The 23,034-nt window shown below is 47.0% G+C and carries 18 protein-coding genes and 1 pseudogene; 14 read left to right on the forward strand and 5 right to left on the reverse strand.

Annotated features, from left to right (window positions below; genetic code table 11):
* Nucleotides 1–115 precede the first annotated feature (115 nt).
* Nucleotides 116–1,339, reverse strand: coding sequence for an ISLre2 family transposase (locus WF803_RS03720; protein WP_489611887.1), 1,224 nt, complete (start codon nt 1,337–1,339; stop codon nt 116–118).
* Nucleotides 1,340–1,802: 463 nt separating this feature from the next.
* On the opposite strand from WF803_RS03720, the gene WF803_RS03725 reads away from it, so the two are divergent.
* The 3 genes from WF803_RS03725 (at nt 1,803) to WF803_RS03735 (ending at nt 6,543) form a co-directional block, all read left to right on the forward strand.
* Nucleotides 1,803–3,041 (forward strand): radical SAM protein, encoded by a 1,239-nt coding sequence (locus WF803_RS03725; RefSeq protein WP_489611774.1) that lies wholly within the window; start codon nt 1,803–1,805, stop codon nt 3,039–3,041.
* Between the two features lie 18 nt (nt 3,042–3,059).
* Nucleotides 3,060–4,520 (forward strand): ATP-binding cassette domain-containing protein, encoded by a 1,461-nt coding sequence (locus WF803_RS03730; RefSeq protein ID WP_489611775.1) that lies wholly within the window; start codon nt 3,060–3,062, stop codon nt 4,518–4,520.
* A 565-nt stretch (nt 4,521–5,085) separates the two neighbouring features.
* Nucleotides 5,086–6,543, forward strand: coding sequence for an ABC transporter transmembrane domain-containing protein (locus tag WF803_RS03735; protein ID WP_489611776.1), 1,458 nt, complete (start codon nt 5,086–5,088; stop codon nt 6,541–6,543).
* A 491-nt stretch (nt 6,544–7,034) separates the two neighbouring features.
* On the opposite strand, the gene WF803_RS03740 is transcribed toward WF803_RS03735, so the two are convergent.
* Nucleotides 7,035–8,504 (reverse strand): C69 family dipeptidase, encoded by a 1,470-nt coding sequence (locus tag WF803_RS03740; protein ID WP_489611777.1) that lies wholly within the window; start codon nt 8,502–8,504, stop codon nt 7,035–7,037.
* A gap of 78 nt (nt 8,505–8,582) precedes the next feature.
* Nucleotides 8,583–9,518: a radical SAM protein gene (locus WF803_RS03745; RefSeq protein ID WP_489611778.1), complete on the reverse strand. Its 936-nt coding sequence runs from the start codon at nt 9,516–9,518 to the stop codon at nt 8,583–8,585.
* A 126-nt stretch (nt 9,519–9,644) separates the two neighbouring features.
* Here WF803_RS03745 and WF803_RS03750 point away from each other — a divergent pair, with 126 nt between their 5' ends.
* Complete coding sequence (locus WF803_RS03750; RefSeq protein ID WP_489611779.1) at nt 9,645–10,787, forward strand: ABC transporter substrate-binding protein; 1,143 nt, start codon at nt 9,645–9,647, stop codon at nt 10,785–10,787.
* 25 nt (nt 10,788–10,812) lie between these two features.
* On the opposite strand, the gene WF803_RS03755 is transcribed toward WF803_RS03750, so the two are convergent.
* Nucleotides 10,813–11,193 carry a hypothetical protein gene (locus tag WF803_RS03755; RefSeq protein ID WP_489611780.1) on the reverse strand — a complete coding sequence of 127 codons (381 nt, stop codon included), beginning with the start codon at nt 11,191–11,193 and terminating at the stop codon, nt 10,813–10,815.
* A gap of 465 nt (nt 11,194–11,658) precedes the next feature.
* Here WF803_RS03755 and pyrF point away from each other — a divergent pair, with 465 nt between their 5' ends.
* The 10 genes and pseudogenes from pyrF to WF803_RS03805 all read left to right on the forward strand — a co-directional run bounded on the left by pyrF (nt 11,659) and on the right by WF803_RS03805 (nt 22,628).
* A complete protein-coding gene (pyrF, locus tag WF803_RS03760; RefSeq protein ID WP_489611781.1) occupies nt 11,659–12,381 on the forward strand; it encodes an orotidine-5'-phosphate decarboxylase in 723 nt (240 codons plus the stop codon).
* 36 nt (nt 12,382–12,417) lie between these two features.
* A complete protein-coding gene (gene pyrE, locus WF803_RS03765; protein ID WP_489611782.1) occupies nt 12,418–13,059 on the forward strand; it encodes an orotate phosphoribosyltransferase in 642 nt (213 codons plus the stop codon).
* A 9-nt stretch (nt 13,060–13,068) separates the two neighbouring features.
* On the forward strand, nt 13,069–14,295 hold the full coding sequence (locus WF803_RS03770; RefSeq protein WP_489611783.1) for an MFS transporter: 1,227 nt from the start codon (nt 13,069–13,071) through the stop codon (nt 14,293–14,295).
* A gap of 279 nt (nt 14,296–14,574) precedes the next feature.
* Nucleotides 14,575–14,970 (forward strand): annotated as a pseudogene (locus WF803_RS03775) (ABC transporter permease); the annotation flags it as partial.
* A 93-nt stretch (nt 14,971–15,063) separates the two neighbouring features.
* The gene (locus tag WF803_RS03780) at nt 15,064–15,981 is read left to right on the forward strand and encodes a peptidase U32 family protein (protein ID WP_489611784.1); all 918 of its coding nucleotides are present in this window, start codon (nt 15,064–15,066) and stop codon (nt 15,979–15,981) included.
* Between the two features lie 16 nt (nt 15,982–15,997).
* Nucleotides 15,998–17,236 (forward strand): peptidase U32 family protein, encoded by a 1,239-nt coding sequence (locus tag WF803_RS03785; protein WP_489611785.1) that lies wholly within the window; start codon nt 15,998–16,000, stop codon nt 17,234–17,236.
* An 89-nt stretch (nt 17,237–17,325) separates the two neighbouring features.
* Nucleotides 17,326–18,219: an Rpn family recombination-promoting nuclease/putative transposase gene (locus tag WF803_RS03790; protein WP_489611786.1), complete on the forward strand. Its 894-nt coding sequence runs from the start codon at nt 17,326–17,328 to the stop codon at nt 18,217–18,219.
* Nucleotides 18,220–18,627: 408 nt separating this feature from the next.
* On the forward strand, nt 18,628–19,479 hold the full coding sequence (locus WF803_RS03795) for an LPXTG cell wall anchor domain-containing protein (protein WP_489611787.1): 852 nt from the start codon (nt 18,628–18,630) through the stop codon (nt 19,477–19,479).
* A gap of 190 nt (nt 19,480–19,669) precedes the next feature.
* The gene (locus WF803_RS03800) at nt 19,670–21,115 is read left to right on the forward strand and encodes a DUF5633 domain-containing protein (RefSeq protein ID WP_489611788.1); all 1,446 of its coding nucleotides are present in this window, start codon (nt 19,670–19,672) and stop codon (nt 21,113–21,115) included.
* A gap of 319 nt (nt 21,116–21,434) precedes the next feature.
* Nucleotides 21,435–22,628: a tetratricopeptide repeat-containing glycosyltransferase gene (locus WF803_RS03805; protein ID WP_489611789.1), complete on the forward strand. Its 1,194-nt coding sequence runs from the start codon at nt 21,435–21,437 to the stop codon at nt 22,626–22,628.
* 127 nt (nt 22,629–22,755) lie between these two features.
* Here WF803_RS03805 and WF803_RS03810 read toward each other — a convergent pair whose 3' ends face one another.
* Nucleotides 22,756–22,986 (reverse strand): hypothetical protein, encoded by a 231-nt coding sequence (locus WF803_RS03810; protein WP_489611790.1) that lies wholly within the window; start codon nt 22,984–22,986, stop codon nt 22,756–22,758.
* Between the last annotated feature and the right edge of the window lie 48 nt (nt 22,987–23,034).

Below are 23,034 nucleotides of genomic sequence, written 5' to 3' on the forward strand. Positions count from 1 at the left end.
AAATGTGAAGACATGCAGAGCATGTCCAACATTTTCTGAAGTGGATGTCCAGACTGCCTGGTCGAACTGAACTGGCAGGTCTTTAGCACGCACTCCGTGTCTTTTGGCGAAGTAGCTAACAAAATGTATGGTATAATTTCCCGACCATACTGCTTGACACTTCACTTGGAATCGTGCCCTGATGGGCACCACAAGAACTTTGTTGCGGCCTGTGACATAGTATTGCCCTAACAATCCCTGGATATTCGGGTATAAATGGGCTTGTATTAGCTTCAATATCTGATCGAACAGCTTCTTCAAAACAATGATTAGATTGAGCGGTGATAATGGCAGCCATTGCTGCTGCGCCTTGACGGGTCCAATTTCGTCCTTGCTTTTTCATGCGATAAGTATAAAGCCGATGGCCTGCTTCACAAACGCCACCGGAAAAATGGTTTGGTAAGCCTCGCTGCTCTGCTGGTTTAATGAGTAACCAATTCCTTTGAAGATAAGCTCTTAGAGCTTCAATTTCAGCCAAAAACTCCTGATGATGGTGCCAGCGACTTTCACAGGTCTCCAAAGTAACTTGAACTCCTTCGAAATCATAAGCCTTCACTTTTTTAATGACCAATTGACGTATTTTATGATCAAAAAATAGGCGCGTTCTGATTTTTTGAATGACATGAAATTTATCGCAGAAATGTTCATGCCGAAGGCATACCCCAATCATCTCGTTAAAATCTTCCTCCGTATAACCACTGCCACCATCCGAATTAGAAATCACAATCGTTTGATGTAAATCATAGTAGGAGTTAAGAAATCGGCTAACTTTTTCTCGAAGGGCTGCACTAGATTGAACAGAAGAAAAATAATGAGCTTGAATAAGTTGATGCCGCGAAGTGGATCGATCGACGCCTTCATAGAGAGTCACACGGTGTAGTTGAAGATGTTTTGTCCTGTTCCCTTTTTTCTTTTTGGTGATTAACACCCCATCCCCTTCAATGTATAGAAAAGGAATGGACCGCTTTTGGGAGTAACCCAACTTCTCCTCTTCTGCTTTTTTATTCTCAAAGTCTAAAATTTTCTTTCCAATTTCTTGGACAACATGATGTGCGGTCTGATGCGAAATACTAAAAGGCATTAATGCATTGAAGGCTTCTGCAGTCGCACGAAAAGTTTGCTTCGTACAAAGCTGGGCAATTTTTTCTTTGACTTGAGAAGAAAGATGACTTCTTGCTTCTAGTCCTAAACACAAATCTAGGGGAAGAAAGCTAGAGTGACCTTCTTTTTTCATCCGACAGCGTCTAAAAGTGACGGCACCAAACATAAAACATAGTGTGCGTGGTTCATAGCGAGCAATTTTCCGTCTTTTTTAGAATATTTGTGATAATATCATTCATGAGGACATCTTCTTTCTTTTTATTGTTCAACTTAAAGATAGATGTCCTTTTTTATTTTTCAAGTCTTAACGAGCATAATTTTACACTAAGGAGCAGGCGACCATTTGTCACCCCATTTTCTGGAGTGATTGGCAAAATATAAAATTTTAAATGAGCAAGTCTTTTCTCTATTATTATCTTGTTTTTACTAAATTATTATGCTATAATTATATTGTAAACGTTTTACTTACCGAAAGGAGGTGCCTCATGGAAATAAAAATTATAAAAGAGGGGAATTCAACCCAATCCTCTCATGATAAATGTCCTCAAAGAATGCGGTAAGGAATCTGTCCCTTTAATTCACACGTTGGCGACCGTGTCATAAAATCACGGTCGCTAATTCGCCTTGTTATAACACTTCAAAATCGATTAGGCGGTGGTTTCATGGAACCTATTCTAATATATCAAGATAAACAGACCACTTATTTAAAAAATATTTTGACAAATTCAATTTGTAGCGTTAAAACTTTTGATTATAAGAACTTCCTTCGAGAAGCATCTCTATCTGATTTAATTAGTAAGATTAATCAAGTTAACCCTTTTATCCATGCTAATCACACCAATTCTACGCTGTCTATATATATAGTAACCACTATGGCTTGTAATCTCACTTGTTCTTACTGCTTTGAAAATGACAAAAGTCGGGAACCTTCTCTCAGTTTTCAGTATCATACTGATGATATTGTTCGTATGCTGCTTCAATTGCTTCATCAGCAAGCTTATGAAAATATAGAAGTTTGCTTCACTGGCGGTGAACCTCTCATCAACTTTAAATTTATTAAACAGTTAGTTTCTATATTTGACCAAAAGATTAATCTCCCTATTTCATATTCATTAATTACTAATGGAACGATCATGTCAAAAGCAATTCTTCTGTTTTTAGAAGAACACAAATTTCACTTGCAAATTTCTTTCGATGGGAGTAAGTCTTTCCATAACCTAGAAAGAAAAAATTCAATCGGAGTGGGCACCTATGATCGCCTATTAAAAAATGTAGCTCATTTGTTAAATGAGTCAAAACAAATATCCATACAAATTAGAGTTAATATCACTAAAAATAATTGGAAGAGTATTGGTGAATTATTTTCAGATTTAGTACCCTTTTCTAAATATGATCAGTTTGTTGTATACTTTGATTTTGTCGCTGTCCCCCTATCCTCGCCACTTTATATTTCAAATTCCAATAAGCTTGAAATTTCCTTATATCTTATTAATGAGTTAGAGCGTTATCATCTTCCATGGTTAAAAGAGATTGTTAATGGAGGTTATTGTATGTATAAAAACAATAATGCTTTTACTATCCATGCTAATGGTGACCTCTATAAATGCTACTCTTTGGTAGGCGATGATCATTACATACACGGATCAATTTTCAAAAAAGATATCAATATTCAAGGATCAGGGAGTTTATGTGAAGAGTGCGATTGTCCATACTATGAATTGTGCTATGGAGGTTGTCCATTCGATTACTTTGCTATCCATAATAAAATGGAGAAAAACTGTCAATATCATTTCCTTGACTCTCTAAGCAAACTTGTTTTCCTCGCTGAAATAGGAAAATTAACCGGTCATGATGATAATTTGCTAATTCAACATGTAAAAATGAAACCCGTTGAGCTATAAAGCAGAAAGGAGTCTGCCATGAAAGCCCTACTCCAACTTAACAAACGCTCTCTCTTCTTCGGGAGCCTCGCCTTAAATGCCTTGGTCGCTATCGCTTCCGTCACCCTGCCCCTCCTCTCCCAGCATTTTATTGATGCGGCAGTGGGACGCCAGGGGCACGCCCTGCTACTTTACGGCGGCTTAAACCTTGGACTCAGCATCCTCCTGCAAATTTTATTCTACGGAGCGGATCGCCTCCAGGGTCAAAGCGAAGCCTACGTATGGTCACACGTGGTGAGTCTCACGCGAGACAACCTCGCCCACTACGACCCTTATACCACTCGTCTGACCCCAAGCCAAATTCATCAAGAACTTGGTCAAAATTATGAGCGCATCCAAAATTTTTTCAATCTCTATCCTGTCATGCTTATTATTGACACCTTTCGGATTGTTTTAACGCTGACCTTACTACTTCTCATCTCCCCCTTGATTACAGCCTTAGTTGTCATCTTAATCCCCTTCTTCATGTTTATCTCCCGCCGTTATGGTGAACGCTTGTCCACCGTGGGCAAAAATGTTATCGATGCGATGCAGGAACTGCGGGACTACCTGGTCGACACCTGCCATTTGACCATCTTCGAACGTTTCAATCCCCACTCTGTTTTCCAGCCTTTCCAACAATACTTAGAAAGCTTTGCCGAGAAGAAAACCGAGCAAGTCAAAACCACCGCTTACTTCGATAATTTCCTATCCTATGCCTCATTGAATCTGATGATTGTGTTGACCCTACTGGTTTCGGGGGTGCAAACTTACCAGGGAAAAATCACAGTCGGCATGATGTTTGCGATCCAGCTTTACGTTTCCCAGATCTGGTCACCCATTGAATACCTGATCGATGTTTACAAGGACTATGCCGGCCACCGCGAAGTGATTCAAAACTTTTTAACTTTCCTTAAGCCTGCCCACTTAACGATGGCCGAAGAGCCCATTCCAGCCATCCAACTCAAAAATTATGTGGGTCAAAATCAAGAAGGCAAGCCCCTCCACCAACCGATCACCTATACCTTTAAGCCAGGGGAAATTACGGTGATTACAGGCGGTAACGGCGTGGGAAAAACCCATCTCATCCTATCAATTTTAGGCTTCATGCCTCACTTTGCGGGTGACATTTCCTATCCGAATTTCCGTCATAACAGTAACTTTTCCTATTGTCCAGCAGATGTTCTAGCCAGTCCCTTCTATGCCGGGGCTATTCGCCGCGGTGGCTCCATGGGTCAACTGAAAAAATACCTCCTCGACGCCTGCCTGAAAAACGATAAGGCGGTTTATATTTTCGATGAGCCGGGAAACTACTTGGACGATCGCCATAAAAACGACCTTCGGGCTACCTTCACCCGACTTGCTGAAGCGGGAAAGATTGTGATCTTAATCAGTCACGAGAAGGAAATCATCCCCCCGCACAGTCAGAAATTGCACCTCGAAAAAAACTCCGAGCAATAAAGCACCCCAAAGGAAAGCACCATGCCCGCTCTTTTCAGTGCAGAAGTTAGCCTTAATAAAAAGGCTGGAATCAAAGTAAAGATAGACCTAGGGGCAATAAAAAGGCTTCGCCCAATGAATCGCTGGTTCAGAGAGTGAAGTCCTTTATCTTTTTGATTTTAACTGTTTTAAATTATTCCCCATAAAGGCAAGGCTCCTTTCAACTGTTACCTTGTCTTTCCCTCGACAAGAAAATCACCGAAAGCCTAAAGGACTTTTGTCTGACCGACAACAGCTTCAACATCAAGCTTTCGTCGTTATAGAGTTGGGCTCCTTCTTTGGATAAAAGCTTGCTTTCATTTTATCGAAGGGTATAGAAATTGATGTACCGACAAGGAATATCTATATGATGAATTTTGTTATGGCGAACATCCATTGAGTCAACTCATTACAGAACCCAAAATAAAAAAACTGTCAATTTATTTTTTTGAACAGATAAAAAAGTTAACAGCAGTAATGTAAAAAAACAAAGCAAGAAATTGCGACTCTTCCTAGCCCACGATATCTTAAAGTAGAGGTGTTCATCATGAGAGCCTTACTCCAGTTTAATAAAAAATCCCTATTCCTTCTAAGTCTGCTGCTTAATTTACTGGTTGCTCTAAGCACTATTGCTGCCCCCCTCGTCTCCCAACGTTTTATCGATGCGGCCATCGCTAAAAATAGCCAAAGTCTCATCATCTTTGCCTGCTTAAGTTTAGGACTTGGCCTCTTGACCCAAATTTTGTACTACATAACCGATCGTGTACAGGGACAAAGTGAAGAGTGGGTCTGGGAGAATTTAGCGAAGCAAACTGAAAAGAATATTCACCACTATGATCCCACGGCCGGTGACCTCTCTCCTGAGGAAATTCACCAGCAATTAGGGCAAAATTTCGAACGCTTGCAAAATTTTTTTAACCTCTACCCTACGATGCTTATTATTTATAGCTTACGCATTCTTCTAACCCTCGGCATTCTATTTCTCATTTCTCCCCTGGTCACCCTCCTTGTGGTCACTTTGGTGCCTTTCTTCCTTCTTATTTCCCATCGCTATGGGGAGAAGCTGGCTCAAGTCGGCCAAAACACTCTGAAAGCCATGCAAGAAGCGCGCACTTACCTAGTCGACCTCTGCCGCTGGCGAGTCCCCGCTCGTTTTCAGCAGAAAAGTATTTTCCGTCCTTTCATATATTATTTGAGAAACTATCGGGAGAAAAAGCAGCGGCAAGTGAAAGCAACGGCCTACTTCGATAATTTTCTCTCCTATGCGTCCTTGAATTTAATGATTCTACTCACAGCGATTATTACCGGCGTCCAAACTTACCAGGGGCAGATCACTGTCGGCTTGATGTATGCCGCCAATCTCTATGTATCGCAAATCTGGGGACCTATCGATTATCTCATTGATATTTACAAGGCTTATGCAGGCCACCGCCATGTCATATCAGCTTTTCTTCAATTTATGCAGCCCCAGCATGTGACTATGGTGGAAGCCCCCATTCCGCAAATCAAATTGCTTAATTATTTTGGACTAGATCACAAGGGCAAACCACTCCATCAAGCTATAAACTACACTTTCCGCTCCGGTGATATTACCGTCATCACGGGGGGAAATGGTGTAGGGAAAACACAGCTCATCTTAGCCATTCTGGGCTTTCAAACCCATTTTGCAGGTCAAATCCATTTGCCCCACTTTCAGCGAAATAAAAATTTTTCCTATTGTCCCGCTAATGTTCTAGCCAGTCCTTTTTTCAAAAGTGAAATTCGCCGAGGTGGCTCCATGGGGCAACTGAAAAAACATGCCCTAGCCACTACCCTTGAAGCTAACAAAGACGTTTATATTTTTGATGAGCCTGGAAATTACTTGGATAAAGAGCGGAAGGAAGCACTAAAAGCAACCTTCACAGACTTGGCTAAGCATGGTAAAATTGTAATTTTGATTAGCCATGAACCCGAAATTATTCCCCCAGGAAGCCAAGAACTGTATCTAGAAAAAATTAATCAGTAGAAAGCTAAAACTCCCGCCAAAAATCAGCGGGAGTTTTTTACTTGGGGAAAGGGGTGACTAAGGCTTTGCGGTTAAATTCCAATAGCGGCCTGCTTTTAAGTCTTGGCCATGACCAAGTCCTACTTTTGCGTTACTCTTGAGGGCGAACCTGACTGCGTCAGAACCGTCCTTGCAGTCAACTCAGCGGGGGCAAGCGGTGGATTCGTATCCTTTTACTCACCGCTCCCTCTTGGCGGCGCTCCCTTTCTTTTTAGTCTAGCTCAGCTCGGCAGGCAAAGCTCCACTTCACCAAGTCCTTAGAGACTATGCTGCGTCCCCTCTGCAGGACTTGAAGTTGAACTCACCACCGATTCCTACGCTTGCGTTACTCTGTAAGGATGAACCTGACTTCGTCAGAACCACCCTTACAGAGTCAACTCAGCGGGAATCCTGGTGGCTTCGTATCCTATTTTTCCAGTGGTCTTGCCCGCTTGTCGAGCTTCGCTTCCTTTTTAAGCGTCGGAGCGATTGAAACCATTTTTCATGCCATTGCTGGCGGTTTTGAGGACAGCTTTGAGGAGTTGATCGGTTTGCTTTTTGGTTTCCTGGGCAATTTTTTCGTTAGCCTCTTCAAGGATGGGGCTAGCATCTTCGAAACTTAGGCCTTTGTCAGCAATAGTGGCGTCCGTGTCGTGAACAATACGCAGGTTAGCGGCTTGGAGGCTTTGCTGGTAGCGTTCAATGAGATTGGCGGTATCATTGAAGTGCGCGTCACACAAGGCTGCGATCAAGCGATTGGCCCAGGCGAAATTGTCGGTATCGACACGGTCTTCGGTGGCGTTGCTGAAATAGACGGGGGTCGTATTCACATTGGCGTATTGGGGAATAAAAGCATTGAAAACGTTCGAGGCAAAGGCCAGCCAAACTAAGCATTGGCAAGCTTTCGGTTGGTCGGGACGAATGTGTCCACCGCCAAGGGCATCATTGCGGTTAATGGCAATGGGGCGGAAGAGGTGTTTTTCCTCATGATCCCCTTTGCCATAAGGGTCATAGTAGGTGCCTTGGTAGTGATTAGAGAGGGCCATTTTAGCTTCTTCTACGGTTAACTTTGCCTCCGGTACGAGCGCCCAAGGTAAATCATCACTTTCAGGGACATCCTCCCAGGCAAGCGACGGATTCAGGAAATTCTGCAGGGCCCACACGCGGGGGGTATTGTAGACATGGTCGGCATCGGAATGGCTGCCGTAAGCTAAGCGAGGATTGAAGTTTTCTTCTTGATCACGGGCTAAATGGTATTTTTCGGTCCAAGCTTTGAGATCATGATGGCAGAGATGGTTTTTCCCTGTTCCTAAGGCATCCGCAAAATCAAAGTCACAAACCCCGAGTTGGTTAGCCATAATCACATAGCTATCATCAGGAACGCGTTTGGCATACCAATGATGGCCACCGACCGTTTCCAGCCACCAGATTTCATCCTCATCTTGGAAGGCGATCCCATTCATTTCATAAGTCCCGTATTCTTCTAACAGTTTACCGAGGCGTTTGACCCCTTCGCGGGCGCTATGAATATAAGGCAAGACGAGCGTCACCATGTCTTCTTCGCCAATACCGCCGGGAACTTCCGCTTGACCCTCTTCAGCTTTTTGGTATTCGACGAGCGGATCCGCAGCGAGCACACGCTCGTTAGTCGTTAACGTTTCCGTGGCAGACATGAAAACATTCGCCGCATTGAAGCCACAGCAGCCCCAAATCCCGTCCACATCATCGGCATTAGGAATACTGGTATAGCGCATGGGCTTGTCGGGCAGGGGAATTTTCACCTTTGAGAGCACCGCTTCATAGGTTTTCGGTTGGTCTTCCGGTTGGACGACGACAAAATTCTTCGCTCGGAATAAACCGTTGGGAGAGTCGTCGTTCCGCGCCACAAAGGTGGAGCCGTCTGCCATAGCTTCTTTGCCGATTAAAATTGTTGTACAAGCCATAAAACATCCTCCTAAATTGTTTGTGCTTACTTTAACTTTACTCTTCTTCCAATGAAAAGGCTAGCAAGATTTTTTTAACTACTGAATACGAATATCGCGCCACTTGCGCACCTCGGCCCGGTGGAGTTCTTTCTCGTCGGCTTGGGCTATTTCCTGGTCCAAAAGCTTCAAAAGTGTGGCCTGCTGTTCAGGCAATTTACCTTTCAAAGGGAAGGCGTTGGTGGGATGGGTGCCATTGAAAATAGTATTAAGCTCCAAACGAGAGAGCAGGAGGCGTTCTTCCTGCAAAGTCTCCAAGGGCAAAAGCCGGGTAAACTCGCCTTGGCGCACAAAATTAACGAGTTCGGCGCCTTTGAAGAGGACGAGCGTCACCACAGTCAGTTCAAAGGCCTCCGTTTCATTCAAAAACTCAGCCGTGGCTAAGGCATGTTCCTGGCTCCGCTCCAGGCCACCCAAGCCAAGCATAATATAGGTACTGTATTGAATACCGGCGGCGGTTAATTTATGAAGGGCCGCCAATTGCTGGGCGGGGGTGACCCCCTTGCGTTGAAATTTCAACACTTGCGGATCCCCCGATTCAATGCCAATCGATAAGCGATCCAAACCAGCGGCATGCAGGCGCTCTAAATCGGCTAGTGGCTTCCGCAAAACGTCATAGGAGCGGGCAAAACTCGAGATATACTTCACATTTTCATAATTCGCTCGCACAGCGTCCATAATCTGCAACAACTCATCCGTCGGGGCACAGAGGGCGTTCCCCTCTAGTAAGGTAAATTTTTGGGGCTGGAATCTTTTCCCTTGGTAAAATTTTCCACGTTCCTCAATGTAGGCAAGGATATCTGCCAGGGGGAAAAACTCAAAAGGCTGGAGCGCATTTAAATCACAAAAACGGCAGCGATTGTAATTGCAGCCCGCCGTCACCGGAATTCGCTCGTTATGCATCTCGGGCATGGGCACGTAGAGAGACTGCGGGTAGAAACGTTCCAAAGGCAATTGCGCATTTTTTCTGGTCATATCGTTCCACCTCCACCCTAAGCATAAAACGACTAATAAAAAATAACCAGTAATAGCCTCAAACACTTGCCTTTTCCCTCATTTTAAGTTACATTTAGTAAGTGAATAAATGAGGGAGGTTTTTTTATGAAAAAATTAAAATTACTCACAGTGGCAGCTCTGACGCTGAGTCTTGCCGCTTGCCAGGGTGCTCCCGGCGGACAAGGCAAGGCTCCCAGCGCGAGTGACGCCCCAGTAAGCCAAGAAAAGCAGGCCCCCGAAGCCAAAAAGGAAACGGGTGTCAAGGCGCCTGAGGAAGGCACTGCCACGCCCGCAGTGGCCTTAGCGGATGTTAACTTAGACGATGAGAAAGCCTGGCAGCAAGAAGAAGCCTACGGTCAGAAAATTAAGGTCGTTTACGCCGGCGGACTCTGTACTGCTCCGGCAGGGATCGCCCTCTCCCAAGGCTTCTATGAAGAAGAAGGCCTGGATGTGGAACTCGTGAAGTCGGAAGGCGCCTCCGCTGATGCCGTGGGGACGGGCCAAGCCCAAGTCGGTGCAGATCATATTACGAGCATTCTTGTCCCCCTAGTCAACGGGGTCAATGCCCAAATCGTCGGCGGCGTCCATACCGGCTGTAAGAGTCTTTATGTCATGAATGACTCAGATATCAAGTCTACTGCCGACCTCAAGGGGCAAACGATCGCTATTCATAATGGCATTGGCCAATCCGACCATAATATTGCTCTTCGCTTCCTCAAAGCTGACGGGATCACTGCCGAAGAAGTGAATTTCAAGGACGTGGACACCTCAGCGACCGTACAAGCCATGGAAAATGGCGAATTGCAAGGTTCCATCTTCACCGATCAGTTTGCCCAGCCTTTCGTTGCGGAAGGCAAATTACGGCGTATCCGTGGCCTGTCCTTCGATGAGGATTTTAAGGACGAAACTTGCTGTGCCATCGTGGTCAACAAGGATTTTGCCAAAGAGAACCCCATCACGGCGAAGAAAATGGCCAGAGCCATCCGCAAAGCAGCCAATTGGGTCGAAGGTCATAAGGAAGACTTTATTGAGGACTTATTTGCCAACAATTGGGCATCCGGCGACAAGGACGCGGCTTTAGCCTATGCAAAAACCCTAAACTTCGCCGTCCCCTTAGAAAGTACCGGCGAAACCGTTAAGCACGTCATCAATGACTACAAGGCCCTGCATATTTTTAATGAAAGCGAAGACACAGAGGCCATCATGAAACATGTTTGGGCACCAGCTGATAGCCATAATTTCGAATAGATTGCTGGGGTAGGAGCTAGGCCTCCTACCTTTTTTCTCGGCGCTTTTTCGGCAGTAAATCATGCTCTTGCAAAATATTCCGTAGGCTCGCATAAGAAAGAGAAAAGCCCTGCTTGCGCAAAAAGGCATGAAAGGCCGTTAGGGGCTGATCGGTTCCCTGCTGGCGGTAGAGCTTAGCAATCTGCTGGCGGCTCTTCGGGGGAATGGTTGTTGCTGGCTGTCGGCCGGCATTACCATGGCGGAAACCTCGGCGACCTTGGGTGATGAAGCACCACAATAGATACTGCACGCGTTTTTGACTTAAGCCTAAGCGTTCCTGTACTTCCTGCGTTGAAACTTCTCCGAGTATCAAGGCTTGAATCAGTTGATAGCGTTGAGTCTCCTTCGCATTCAATCCTTCTTCCAAAGCCTCACCTCCCACTTTTCTTTTATTCTAACACAATTTTAGGTTAACCTAAACTTTTGCGCAAAGTCAATAGTAAAAATTGCTTAGTGGCTTCGCCGTCTCAGCACGTTTTGCCTCCAGTGATCCTGCCCTCTGATCCGCTTTCGCTTCCTATCGTCAACTCGGCGGCGACGTGCGGCCTTCGCAGCCTTTTTGACTTGACAAAGCAGAGCTTAAGGCGTAAACTAATAGCAATTTGAATATTTCCTTTAAAGGTTGGTCCCGTGAGGCCAGGAAGGACAGAACACCAGGGTAGAATGGTGCCCAGAAGCTGGAACAGCGACTTCTAGCGGTGTTAATCAATCAGGATTGCTGTCAGCTCCTGCCTTTTCGGGCAGGAGTTTTTTCTTTATCCTGAGGAGCTTGCCCACTGGGGGCAAAAAAATTTTGCCATTTTTCACTATTTACACTTATTAAGGAGGCCCTATGTTACTCGACAAACCGATTATCGCCCTGGATGTTTACGAACCAGAAACTCTATTCCGTTTTCTCGATTTATTTGCAGGCGAAGAGCTCAATGTGAAGGTCGGCATGGAACTCTTTTACGCAAACGGCCCGGTCATGGTGCGTGAGTTGAAAGCGCGCGGCCATCATATTTTCCTCGATTTGAAACTCCACGACATTCCCAATACGGTCGCCCAAAGTTTGGCGGCTTTGACACGCTTGGGCGTGGACATGTTGAATGTACACGCCACTGGCGGCAGTGAGATGATGCGTTGGGGCATGGAAGCCATCAAGGAAGCCGAACCGGATCCCCAAAAACGCCCCTTACTCATCGCCGTCACCCAATTAACCTCGACAGGCGAAGCGCAAATGCAACGTGAGCAAATGACCACCGCCAGCATGAGTGAGTCGGTCTTAAATTACGCCCAGCTCACTCAAAAAGCCGGCCTCGACGGCGTCGTCTGCTCGCCGCACGAAGTCGAAATGCTGAAGCGAGAATTGGGCAGCAAATTTCTGACTGTCACGCCCGGTATTCGCCCTGCCGACTACCAGGCCCAGGCTAAGGAAGACCAAAAGCGGATCACTACCCCGCAAAAAGCGCGGCAATTAGGGAGTGATTATATCGTGGTTGGCCGACCCATTACTCAAGCCGAAGACCCCAAGGCTGCTTACCAAGCGATCTGTGCCGACTGGCAAGACGCTTAAATTGCCTCGCCCCTAAGCCCATAGAAAGGAATACTTATGCTCAATCAAAAACACCTCGCCCAATTACTGGTTGATATCCACGCCGTTTCCCTACAACCTAATGACCCTTTTACTTGGACAAGCGGTCTGAAATCACCGATCTACTGTGATAATCGTCTCATCATGAGCTATCCCAAGGTTCGCGACGAGATCGAAGATGCCTTTGTCACTTTACTGAGAGAATACTTTCCCGCAGCTGACATGGTTGCTGGCACCGCCACCGCTGGGATTCCCCATGCCGCCTTCATTGCGCAAAAGCTCGACTTACCGATGATTTACGTCCGCGGAAAAGCCAAGGGCCACGGTAAGAAAAATGCGATCGAAGGGCAATTGATACCAGGGCAAAAAGTCGTCATGATTGAGGACCTGATTAGTACAGGCGGCAGTGTGCTGCATGCTGCTGAAACCGTCAAGGAAGCTGGGGGCGAAGTGCTGGGAGTGCTTGCCGTCTTCAACTATCTTCTCCCGGCTAGCCGCCAAGCCTTCGAGAAGGCGGACTATCCCCTCTACACCCTCACCAATTTCCAAGCCCTCGTAGAGCAATTGAGCGAAACCGATCCGGAAATCGAAAAAGCTAAAGACGTGCTCGAGCAATGGTACCAAGACCCCGAAAAATGGGGCAAGCGTTTCGAAGCTTAGGAGGCTATTATGGAACAAGAACAAAAGAATCGCACCCGCGCCTTGTGGTCAGCGATCGTGGCTTCAGGAACAGACGATTTAAACGTCATGTTCCTGGCCTTTTCCCTGTCCAGTATCATTGCCGACTTGGGCATTTCCAGTGTCCAAGCGGGCTGGATTGCCACGATCACCAATTTTGGCATGCTCTTGGGAGGCTTAATTTTCGGAATCTTAGCCGACCGCTACCATCGTTTCAAAGTTTTTAAATTCACGATTATTCTCTTCAGCGTCGCCACGGCCTTAATTTTCCTGACCCCCAATTTAACCATCCTCTATCTCCTGCGCTTTATCGCCGGTATGGGCGTGGGCGGCGAATACGGCGTCGCTATTGCTATTATTGCTAGCCTCGTCCCTTTAAATAAAATGGGCCGCATGAGTTCCTATAACGGGATTGCGGGGCAAGTCGGTGCGATTGCCTCGGCAACCTTGGCTGGTTTTTTAAGCCCTTATTTCGGCTGGCGAGGCCTCTTCCTTTTCGGCTTAGCGCCCTTGGCTTTAGTCTTATGGATGCAATTTTTTATTGATGACCAAGCCCTCACCAAAGCCTTACAGCCGAAGCACCCCATCCAAAAGGAAAAAATTAATATCCAAGCCCTCTTCCAAACACCAGGGCAAACGGGGCAAACCTTAGGGCTCATGTGGATGACTACCGTGCAGATCGCCGGCTACTTCGGCATGATGAATTGGCTGCCCACGATGATGCAGGAATTAACCGGCGTGGGGGTGAAAGATTCTTCAGCATGGATGGTCGCCACCATTCTCGGCATGTGCCTGGGCATGTTAACCTTCGGCCGCTTGCTCGATCAGTTTGGCCCCCGCCTCACTTATGGCACCTATCTTATCGCCAGCATGCTCGCCGTCTACCTCTTCTTCACCTTTGCGCATAGCCCTTGGGCGATGATTCTCGGGGGAGCAGGCATGGGTTTCTTCGTGAATGGTATGTTTGCCGGTTACGGAGCGATGATTTCCCATCTCTATCCCCACGCCATCAGCGCCACGGCGAATAACGTGATTTTGAATGTCGGCCGAGCGGTCGGTGGCTTCTCCAGTGTCATTATCGGCTGGCTCCTTGATGCCAGTAGCATGCAGGTCGTGATGCTCTTTTTGGCCGGCCTCTACCTGACCAGCCTGCTCGTCATGCTCAGCCTTCCGGCTCTCAAACCTAAGCACTATCACAAAATAGCGGAAGGCAACTAACGCCAACGAATCATTCCCAGCTCCAACCCCTTATCGTGCTTTGGAGTCGGGAGTTTTTTTATTGCTCGGCCACTTCGATGGGAAGGCTAAACGCTAGCCAGCCAGCTGACACCAATATCGCATGCTAAAGTTGATGTTGAGCTCGATTGGGATCCGTTAAAGGGTTCTTTGGGCTTGCTACAATTTTCTTGACTGGAAAATAGAAGGTAAAATTTGAAATGAATTTCGTCTGTATGGTAAATAACTTGAATAAATTAAAGCAAAGGCCTCGTTTTCGCATTAGCAGGGCTTTTTGGCGTCCATTTTCCTTGGCCAATCTATCCCTTACTCCTGCTTTGCTCCTGGCTAATGTGCTTGTTTTGGTCTGCCCTAGCCATCTTAGCAACCATTGGGATTAATAGCTACGAAAAGAGAGATTTACTTATTCGATTTATTTTGACTCCTTTAGGTTTTACAGCGCCGACCTTCTACATCCTGTCCTCCGTACCTCAATTTGTCCGCTTTTTTGCCTATTGTAATCCGTTAACTTACCAGCTCGCTGCCCTCCGGCAACTTGCCTTTAAGCAAAATATTGCGATTCCTTTCCTCCTCTTAGGCGGCCTTGCCCTACTGACCGTTTTTGGCGTCGCCCAAATCATTCACCACTTACCCCTTGTTTTGGGTGAACGAAACTAAAGGCAAGCTCGCGACTCCCTTCTCCTGTAAAAGAGTTTGAAGCTTTCTCATTGATTCGGTAAAATAGAAGGCACATAGAGAAGGGATGTTCATATGAAAATTATTACTACGGCTAGTGACCCTAGCCAAGCCCAGGCCCTGCTAGACGCGGGGGTCGACGCCCTCATTATTGGTGAGGAGCGCTATGGCCTCCGTCTGGGGGGTTATTTTACGTTAGATGAAATGAAAGCCACGATTGCTGCCGCCAAGCAGGCCGGCAAGCAAGTCTTTATCGCGATGAATGCGATCCTCCATAATGATAAAATTGCAACGGCACGGCCTTTTCTAAAAAAGATTAAAGCCCTGCAGCCCACAGGCCTCGTTGTCGGTGATACGGGGCTGATTCAAATTCTCAAGGAAGAAGAATACCAGCTGCCCTACCTGTACGATGCCTCAGTACTCGTGACTAGCCCCGGCCAGGTTAATTTTTGGGCGCAATATGGAGCGATCGGTGCCATTGTGGCCCGAGAAGTGCCGCTCGAGGAATTAACGGATATGGCGCAGGTGGCTAAAATTCCGCTCGCTGTCCAAGTCTACGGGGCGAGCTGCATCCACCAGAGTGCCCGCCCCCTCCTGACCAATTATTTTAAGGAAGTGGGCAAGGATCCGGCCGAGCTTGCCGAGCATGAGCTCTTTCTCTCCGAGCCGAAAGCCAAGGAAACCCACTATTCTATTTTTGAGGATGAGCACGGGACGCATATTTTCGCCAATAACGATTTGAATTTAATCATGTACGTCCAAAAGCTCGCTGACTTAGGAATTGGCTACTGGTATTTAGATGGCTTGTATACGCCGGGCCAGCCCTTTGTGGCGATCGCCCAGCGCTTCGTGCAAGCCCGCGATGAAATTCTCGGCGACAGCTGGCAGGACGCCAAGGCCTTAAAGTTAGACGAGGAAATTCACCAATTGCATCCGAAAAATCGGGAATTATCGACCGGTTTCTTCCTCTACGACCGTGACGATGTCCAATAATAGAAAGGTTGAGCCTATGACATTAAAAAAACCCGAGTTGCTGGCTCCCGCTGGCACGCTCGAAAAATTAAAAATTGCGATTCATTACGGCGCCGACGCCTGCTATATTGGCGGCGAAGCTTACGGCCTTAGGAGTCGGGCCGGTAACTTTGACTACGACGAAATGCAGGAGGCCGTGACCTATGCCCATGCGCATGGAGCCAAGGTTTATGTGGCCAGTAATATGGTCACCCACCCCGGCGATGAAAAGGGGGCAGGCGACTTCTTCCGTACGATCCGCGATATCGGTGTCGATGCCATTATTATTTCAGACCCGGCCTTGATGCAAATTGCCGCTGCCGATGCGCCCGGCCTGGAGATGCACTTATCCACCCAGCAATCCGCCGTGAACTATGAAACCTTGAATTTCTGGCAGGAAGCCGGCTTGACCCGCTGTGTGTTAGGCCGAGAAGTCTCCATGCAGGAAATGCTCGAAATTCGCGAGCAGACGAAGGTCGAAATCGAGGCCTTCATCCATGGCGCCATGTGTATTTCCTATTCCGGCCGCTGCACCCTATCCAATCATATGGCCCAGCGTGACGCCAACCGCGGCGGCTGCTGCCAATCCTGCCGCTGGAAATACGGCCTGTATGACATGCCCGCCCTCGGCCAAAAGGAAATGGTCGGCGCCGGCGAAGCAGGCACGGATATTGATGAGCCCTTTGCCATGAGTGCGGTCGATTTGTCCATGATTCATCATATTCCCGATATTGTTAATTCGCAAATCGACTCCTTAAAAATTGAAGGGCGGATGAAATCCATCCACTATGTCTCCACCGTAGTCAACGTCTACCGCCAGGCCATCGACGCTTACTGTGCCGATCCTGATCACTATACATTGGAGCAGGACTGGGTCGACGAACTCTGGAAGGCAGCCCAACGCGAACTGGCCACCGGCTTCTATTACGGGGTGCCGACAGAGCGGGAGCAACTTTTCGGCAAACGCCGGCGTATTCCCCGCTACCAATTTGTGGGCGAAGTCCTCGCTTATGACGAAACGACGGGGCTCGCCACGGTCCAGCAGCGCAATAATTTTGGTGTGGGTGACCGCATTGAATTCTACGGCCCCGGCATGCGCCACCACGAGCAAACTGTCACCAGCATGAAAAACGCTGACGGTGAAAGTATCGACCGTGCTCCCCATGCCATGCAGATTATCACGATTCCTAGTGAGGTGCCCTTGAAACCTCATGATATGATCCGGAAAACCCGTTAAGCCCAGCCAGCGCTCACCCATCCGGTGGGCGCTTTTTTCCTGCTTTTACCATACTTTTCGGGTATAATAGAGTTAAGGAGGGGAAAGCGATGGACGCCTATTTGCCGACCAATGACTTACTATTCAAAAAAACCTTTACCTCAAAAGGCCATGAGCATATTTTATTAGGTTTTATTGAAGACGTTTTAGGAGAAAGTTTTGAACGGGTTTACACGAGTGAACCTTACAATATTAAGGCTTATGATTTCAAAAAACTAAGCAAGACTGAAGTCGATATCCTCGCCGAAACAAATACGGGCGACTATGTCACCATCGAGATGCAGGTGCAGCCACATAGCTATTTTATTGAGCGCACCTTGTTCTACCTCTTTAGCGCTTATACAAAGCGCTACAATGTCAAGCATACCGAGAAAGGCCAGCAACGACCCTATCACAGTTTACGGAAAACTTATGGTATCAATATTACACACTTCAATTTGTTCGAAGCGGAGAGTTCAGCCATCCGGCATTTCACTCTCCAGGACCAGCAAAACGGCATCCCTCTCGCCCAATACGACGTGCGGGATATTCAGGCCAGCTATTTTAGCCTCACTAATCCCCATGTTCAAAGCCCCCATATTAAAGACTGGCAGGACTTTTTCCTGGGGCGCCCCCTCAGAGACGAAGCCCCTGACTATATCCATGAGGCGAAAACCATTGCCCAGAATGAAAATTTATCAAAGGAGGAGAGAATCATGGTTGATGCCATTGCCAAATACGAAGCCATCCAGATGGAACGCGATGCCGATAACATTGAGAAAGGTCGGGAGGAAGGCCGGGTGGAAGGTCGAGCGGAAGGTCGGGAAGAAGAACGTAAAAAAGCCGAGGAAAACATGCGGCAAACCATTCTTCGTCTCGCGAAAATGGAGCTCACCCCCGCACAAATTGCCCAGGCTGTGGACTGGTCGGAAGAAAAAATAAAACAGGTGCTAGCCTCCCACTAGCAACACGCTCACCCGTCAGGTGGGCGTTTTTTATGATAAAAAGCCCGGCAATACCCCACTGTTAAACCTTGCCTTCCTATTGCTTGCGTAGGGATGGCAAAAAAGCTTGGGTCAGGTCGTCTACGAGCGCCAAGCACCTAAAGACCTCGAGCTTTTAACGGCATATCCGTATATTTTATCCCCTCGTCTTTGCTTTTTTGCTCAAAAGCACCCCCTTTCTTCAGAAACCAGTCTGCCGCAACCTGTTTTATACCGCCCTTACCTCGCTCCAAGTCCGTCAAATGAGCAAATAATGGAGATTTCCGCTTATTTAGTTGCTTTTTCCAGTATATACGCTATACTAAGGGTTCATTCCTTATTTATTAGGGAATGCTTGCTATTATCATTTTTGGAAAGGGAGAAGATATGATGAAATTAAAAACCTTAGTCCTAACCGGGCTTGCTACCACGGCGGCCTTGAGCATGGGCCACAGCCAAGTTCACGCCGACGAACTCGACGCTGATATTCAGGCCGACAAGAGCGAGGAAACCACCGACCTCAACGACGTGCTCGGCACGGGGGACATCCAAAGTGCCGCCACCTGGATTGAAGATAACTTCGATAACGAGCCACGCCCAGAAGCTGGCGGCGACGTTGAAGGCGAAGAGTGGATTGAAGATAACTTCGATAATGAGCCACGTCCAGAAGTTGGCGGCGACGTTGAAGGCGAAGAATGGATTGAAGAAAACTTCGATAACGAGCCACGCCCAGAAGTTGGTGGCGACGTTGAAGGCGAAGAATGGCTTGAAGAAAACTTCGATAATGAACCGCGCCCAGAAGTTGGTGGCGACGTTGAAGGCGAAGAGTGGATTGAAGATAACTTCGATAATGAGCCACGCCCAGAAGTTGGTGGCGACGTTGAAGGCGAAGAATGGATTGAAGAAAACTTCGATGACACCATTCATGCTGAACAAGTTGCTAACGATCAACAAGCTGAAAAGAACGAGGAAGACGGCAAAAACGACACAGAAGAGAAAGATGACAACCCTGATGAGAAAAAATCTTGGGAAGATCTCATTGACTGGAACAAAGTCAAGGACCTCCTCCACAAAAATAAGCAAGAAGAGCTAGGTCAAAAACCAGCGGCAGACCAAACTCAAGAAAAGCCCGAGGCTAAGCAATTGCCACAAACGGGGGCTGTCGCCACCGTTGCTCCCGCCGCACTGGGGCTGGCGCTCGCTGCTGTCGGGGCAGGCTTTGCCTTCCGCAAGCACGATTAACAACTCGCTGCTAATAACCAAGCACCAGTTCAAGCGCTGGTGCTTTTTTGTGGGCTCTTTGGCGGCTAATCTTTAAAGAAAGCGTTAAATTCATAAATTTATGAATAATATTTGAATTTCGCTTGCAATCTTTGAGTCTTTCCGCTACACTTTAGTTAGTTCATCAGATTTGGTGAATTAGAATGATGGAATGACAACACAAATTAAGGAGATGACTTCCATGAAATTGAAGAAATTAGTTCTTTCTGGCTTAGCCACAACCGTCGCATTTGGCGTTTTCGCTAGCCAAGTTCACGCAGATGAAATTGAAGCCGATAAAATCGATCCTAAAGAAGTTTTAGGAGCAACTGAAGACGACAAAGACGTCATTGATCAAATTGACAAAGGTGGCAGCAAAATTGAAGATCTCATTAAACTTACTGATGAAGATCAAATTAAGAAAGATTTAGCTGATGCCAAAGCAGAAGCTAAGAAAGAATTTGCTGGGAACGAAGAAGCTCTCAAGCAAATCGAAGCAGCTCCTACCCTTTACGACCTTGAAGTGGTTTTAACTTCTCTTCGTAATCCTGAACGCACTGAGCTTAAAGAGTTAATTGAAAAGGTCAGCAAACAAGAAGAGATGACGATTGACGTGCACAACGCCCTTGACGAAGCTAAAGCAGTTCTTAATAAAGAAGACGCTTCTGTCAAAGAAATCAAAGAAGCCCACACTGCCCTTCAAGCTGCTTTAGACGGTAAAGAAGAAGGTGAAGAAACTCCTGAAGAAGAAGTCAAAGAAGACAACGAAACTGGCTTCTCCACCAAGGAAGCTGCTGAAAAGGCTGCTAAGGAAGCTCTTAAAGACGATAAAGTTAACAAAAGCTTCACAGTAAAACTTGGTGCGAATGGCAGATACTTCTACGTACTAAGCTCTGCTGAACCTGAAACCGATAACGAAGGCGGCAAGGAAGAACAAGAAATTGCTACCTTGAAAGCTGAATTGAAGAAATTAGTCGAAAAGGCTGATGGCTTCAAAACTGTAACCATTGACCTTTACAATGCTAACAAAGAAGCCAAAGCCCTACTTGAAAAAGAAGACGCTACGCTAGCTGAATTAAAGGCTGCCTTCACCAAACTTGAAAAGGAAATCTCCATTAAAGAAGACCTTGACAAGAAAGAAAACGACAAGGAAGAAACCGAAAAACCTCAAACAGACGCAGAAAAAGAAGTTGCTGAGTTGAAGAAATGGGTTAAATACGCTGACAGCTTGAAGAAGATGACCATCGACGTGCACAACGCCCTCGATGAAGCCAAAGCTCTTCTCAAGAAGGAAAACATTTCCTATGATGAAGCTCACAAGGCGCTAGAAAAACTCTTCTTCGCCCTTGAAGATGCAAACCTTCTTCCTAAAGAAGACGAAAAACCAAACAAACCAGAAAAAGACATCACCGATCTCATCGATTGGGACAAATTAAAAGACCTTATCGCTAAGAAAGACGACAAGAAACCTGGTAAAAAAGAAGAAGAAGTGAAGAAAGGCAAGAAAGAAGCGAAGAAATTACCACAAACGGGTGCCGTTGCTTCTGTAGCTCCAGCTGCTTTAGGCCTTGCCCTAGCTGCTGTTGGTGCCGGCTTCGCCTTCCGCAAACAAGACTAATTCAACCTTAATATCACAAAGCACTGGCCTTCGGGTCGGTGCTTTTTTATTTGCTTAGATACAGGCCGCAAACTTTGCTCAAGCCCCACCTCTAAAGACCAGCCTGGCTTTAGCCAAAACGTTAATATTCAACTAGGAGGCAAGGAGCAATCGGTGGGGGTGAGCAGTGCATACTCATCCAGCCGCAAAAGCTCGCGCTTAAAGCCTGTATCCGGCAATTTCCCGGGAAATTTTAGCTAGTAAAGAAATGGCTTTCTTGTAGGTCTTAACGGGAAAAGCCCGGCCATTTAGGGTATAATAGAGGAAAGGAGGCAAGAACATGGCGGCTACGATTTGCTTAAATATGATTGTGAAAAATGAGGGGCATATTATTTTAGAGACACTGGCCACCCTCTGCCAGCAGGTGAATTTTTCCTATTGGGTGATCTGCGATACGGGGTCGTCCGATGACACGCGGGAGAAAATCATCCAATTTTTTAGTGAGCGGCAGTTGCCGGGCGAATTGCCCGAGCGACCCTGGCAAAATTTTGCGGCGAACCGCAATGAAGCCCTCCGCTATTGTGCGGGCAAGGCCGATTATGTGCTCATTTTCGATGCGGACGATACGATTGAAGGTCATTTGCCCCTCCCCGAGGAGCTCAATGCGGACTACTACCGCCTACAAATGCGTAGTGACGGGGGCAGTACAACCTATGCCCGCCCCCTTCTCATTAAAAATCAACCCGGCGTCCGCTGGCGAGGCGTCGTCCATGAATTTCTCGACTTCCCCGCAGGCAGCCAGGGTGTCCCCCTGCCCGGTGACTACCACGTGATCAGCCGCCGCTTAGGGGCCCGTAGCCAGGATCCAGAAAAGTATCTCAAAGATGCCCACCTCCTGGAAAGGGCTATCCAAAAAGGGGAAGATCCCGATCTCCTGCCCCGCTATCAATTTTATTGCGCCCAATCCTATCGGGATGCGAATCGCCCCACTGAAGCCCTCACCTGGTACTTAAAGCGGGCGGAGAATTCAGCAGGCTGGTCGGAAGAGCGCTATGTCAGCCGTTTAGAGGCCGGCTATGCCTATGACCAGGCCAAGGATCCTGCCCAAGCCCTCTATCAATTCCAATTGGGCATTGCAGAGAATCCCGAGCGCGCCGAGTGCTGGTACCAATGTGCCCGCATTCATAGCTGGGCAGGCCATCCGCATTTAGCCTACCTTTTCGCTAAGGAAGCTGTCACGAAGGAGCTTCGCACAGACTTTCTCTTTGCGAATCAGCGCATTTACCGCTACTGGTCGGCCTATGAGCAGGCCCTGAACGCCTGCCGACTAGGAAAATTTGAGGAAAGTCTCCCCAGCCTCCAGCAACTCGTTGAGCAGGCCCCCAATCACTTAATGGAAGCCTTCCTCCCCTATGCCGAACGTTTGCGTCCCTATTTCGACGAGGCTCCGTACGAAAAAACACAAGCCTTCAAACAGAGCTGCGTCCAGAACGGCCAGGTGGCCTTCCTTCAAGCCTTAAAACTGGATCAGTAATTTTTCCCACACAAAAAAAGGACACGAGACTTGCTGTGACCGCAAGGATTAGATTTTTACGCTAATCTTGTCGCTCACAAGCAAGCCGTGTCCTTTTTATATTTTCATGACGGGATGTTAACTCTTTTTACGAGAATAAGGTGCGCCCATAGGAGTAGAGGGCCTGCTTAAACTGCGTCAGACTATCCTCATTGCGGAATTCTAAAACTTGCGCCATATCGCCAGTGGTGCTTATCTTATTGGCCTTGTAGTCGCATAAAACACTCGCCACTTCCTTGCCAGTTGCCTCATCTATGAAGTGCATCGTCGCCTGATCTGCATCCTCATCCAATTCCCATTTTGGAATCATTTTACTCATACCATTACCCCCTTTATTTCCTTTTAGTTTACTCAATTTTTCTACAGA

Source organism: Aerococcus sp. BD502 (genome assembly GCF_057919555.1).

Excerpts from the sequence above, each read along its gene's own strand:
- WF803_RS03725 (WP_489611774.1), top strand. The coding sequence starts at position 1,803 with ATGGAACCTATTCTAATATATCAAGATAAACAGACCACTTATTTAAAA.
- WF803_RS03730 (WP_489611775.1), top strand. The coding sequence starts at position 3,060 with ATGAAAGCCCTACTCCAACTTAACAAACGCTCTCTCTTCTTCGGGAGC.
- WF803_RS03735 (WP_489611776.1), top strand. The coding sequence starts at position 5,086 with ATGAGAGCCTTACTCCAGTTTAATAAAAAATCCCTATTCCTTCTAAGT.
- WF803_RS03740 (WP_489611777.1), bottom strand. The coding sequence starts at position 8,504 with ATGGCTTGTACAACAATTTTAATCGGCAAAGAAGCTATGGCAGACGGC.
- WF803_RS03745 (WP_489611778.1), bottom strand. The coding sequence starts at position 9,518 with ATGACCAGAAAAAATGCGCAATTGCCTTTGGAACGTTTCTACCCGCAG.
- WF803_RS03750 (WP_489611779.1), top strand. The coding sequence starts at position 9,645 with ATGAAAAAATTAAAATTACTCACAGTGGCAGCTCTGACGCTGAGTCTT.
- pyrF (WP_489611781.1), top strand. The coding sequence starts at position 11,659 with ATGTTACTCGACAAACCGATTATCGCCCTGGATGTTTACGAACCAGAA.
- pyrE (WP_489611782.1), top strand. The coding sequence starts at position 12,418 with ATGCTCAATCAAAAACACCTCGCCCAATTACTGGTTGATATCCACGCC.
- WF803_RS03770 (WP_489611783.1), top strand. The coding sequence starts at position 13,069 with ATGGAACAAGAACAAAAGAATCGCACCCGCGCCTTGTGGTCAGCGATC.
- WF803_RS03780 (WP_489611784.1), top strand. The coding sequence starts at position 15,064 with ATGAAAATTATTACTACGGCTAGTGACCCTAGCCAAGCCCAGGCCCTG.
- WF803_RS03785 (WP_489611785.1), top strand. The coding sequence starts at position 15,998 with ATGACATTAAAAAAACCCGAGTTGCTGGCTCCCGCTGGCACGCTCGAA.
- WF803_RS03790 (WP_489611786.1), top strand. The coding sequence starts at position 17,326 with ATGGACGCCTATTTGCCGACCAATGACTTACTATTCAAAAAAACCTTT.
- WF803_RS03795 (WP_489611787.1), top strand. The coding sequence starts at position 18,628 with ATGAAATTAAAAACCTTAGTCCTAACCGGGCTTGCTACCACGGCGGCC.
- WF803_RS03800 (WP_489611788.1), top strand. The coding sequence starts at position 19,670 with ATGACAACACAAATTAAGGAGATGACTTCCATGAAATTGAAGAAATTA.
- WF803_RS03805 (WP_489611789.1), top strand. The coding sequence starts at position 21,435 with ATGGCGGCTACGATTTGCTTAAATATGATTGTGAAAAATGAGGGGCAT.
- WF803_RS03810 (WP_489611790.1), bottom strand. The coding sequence starts at position 22,986 with ATGAGTAAAATGATTCCAAAATGGGAATTGGATGAGGATGCAGATCAG.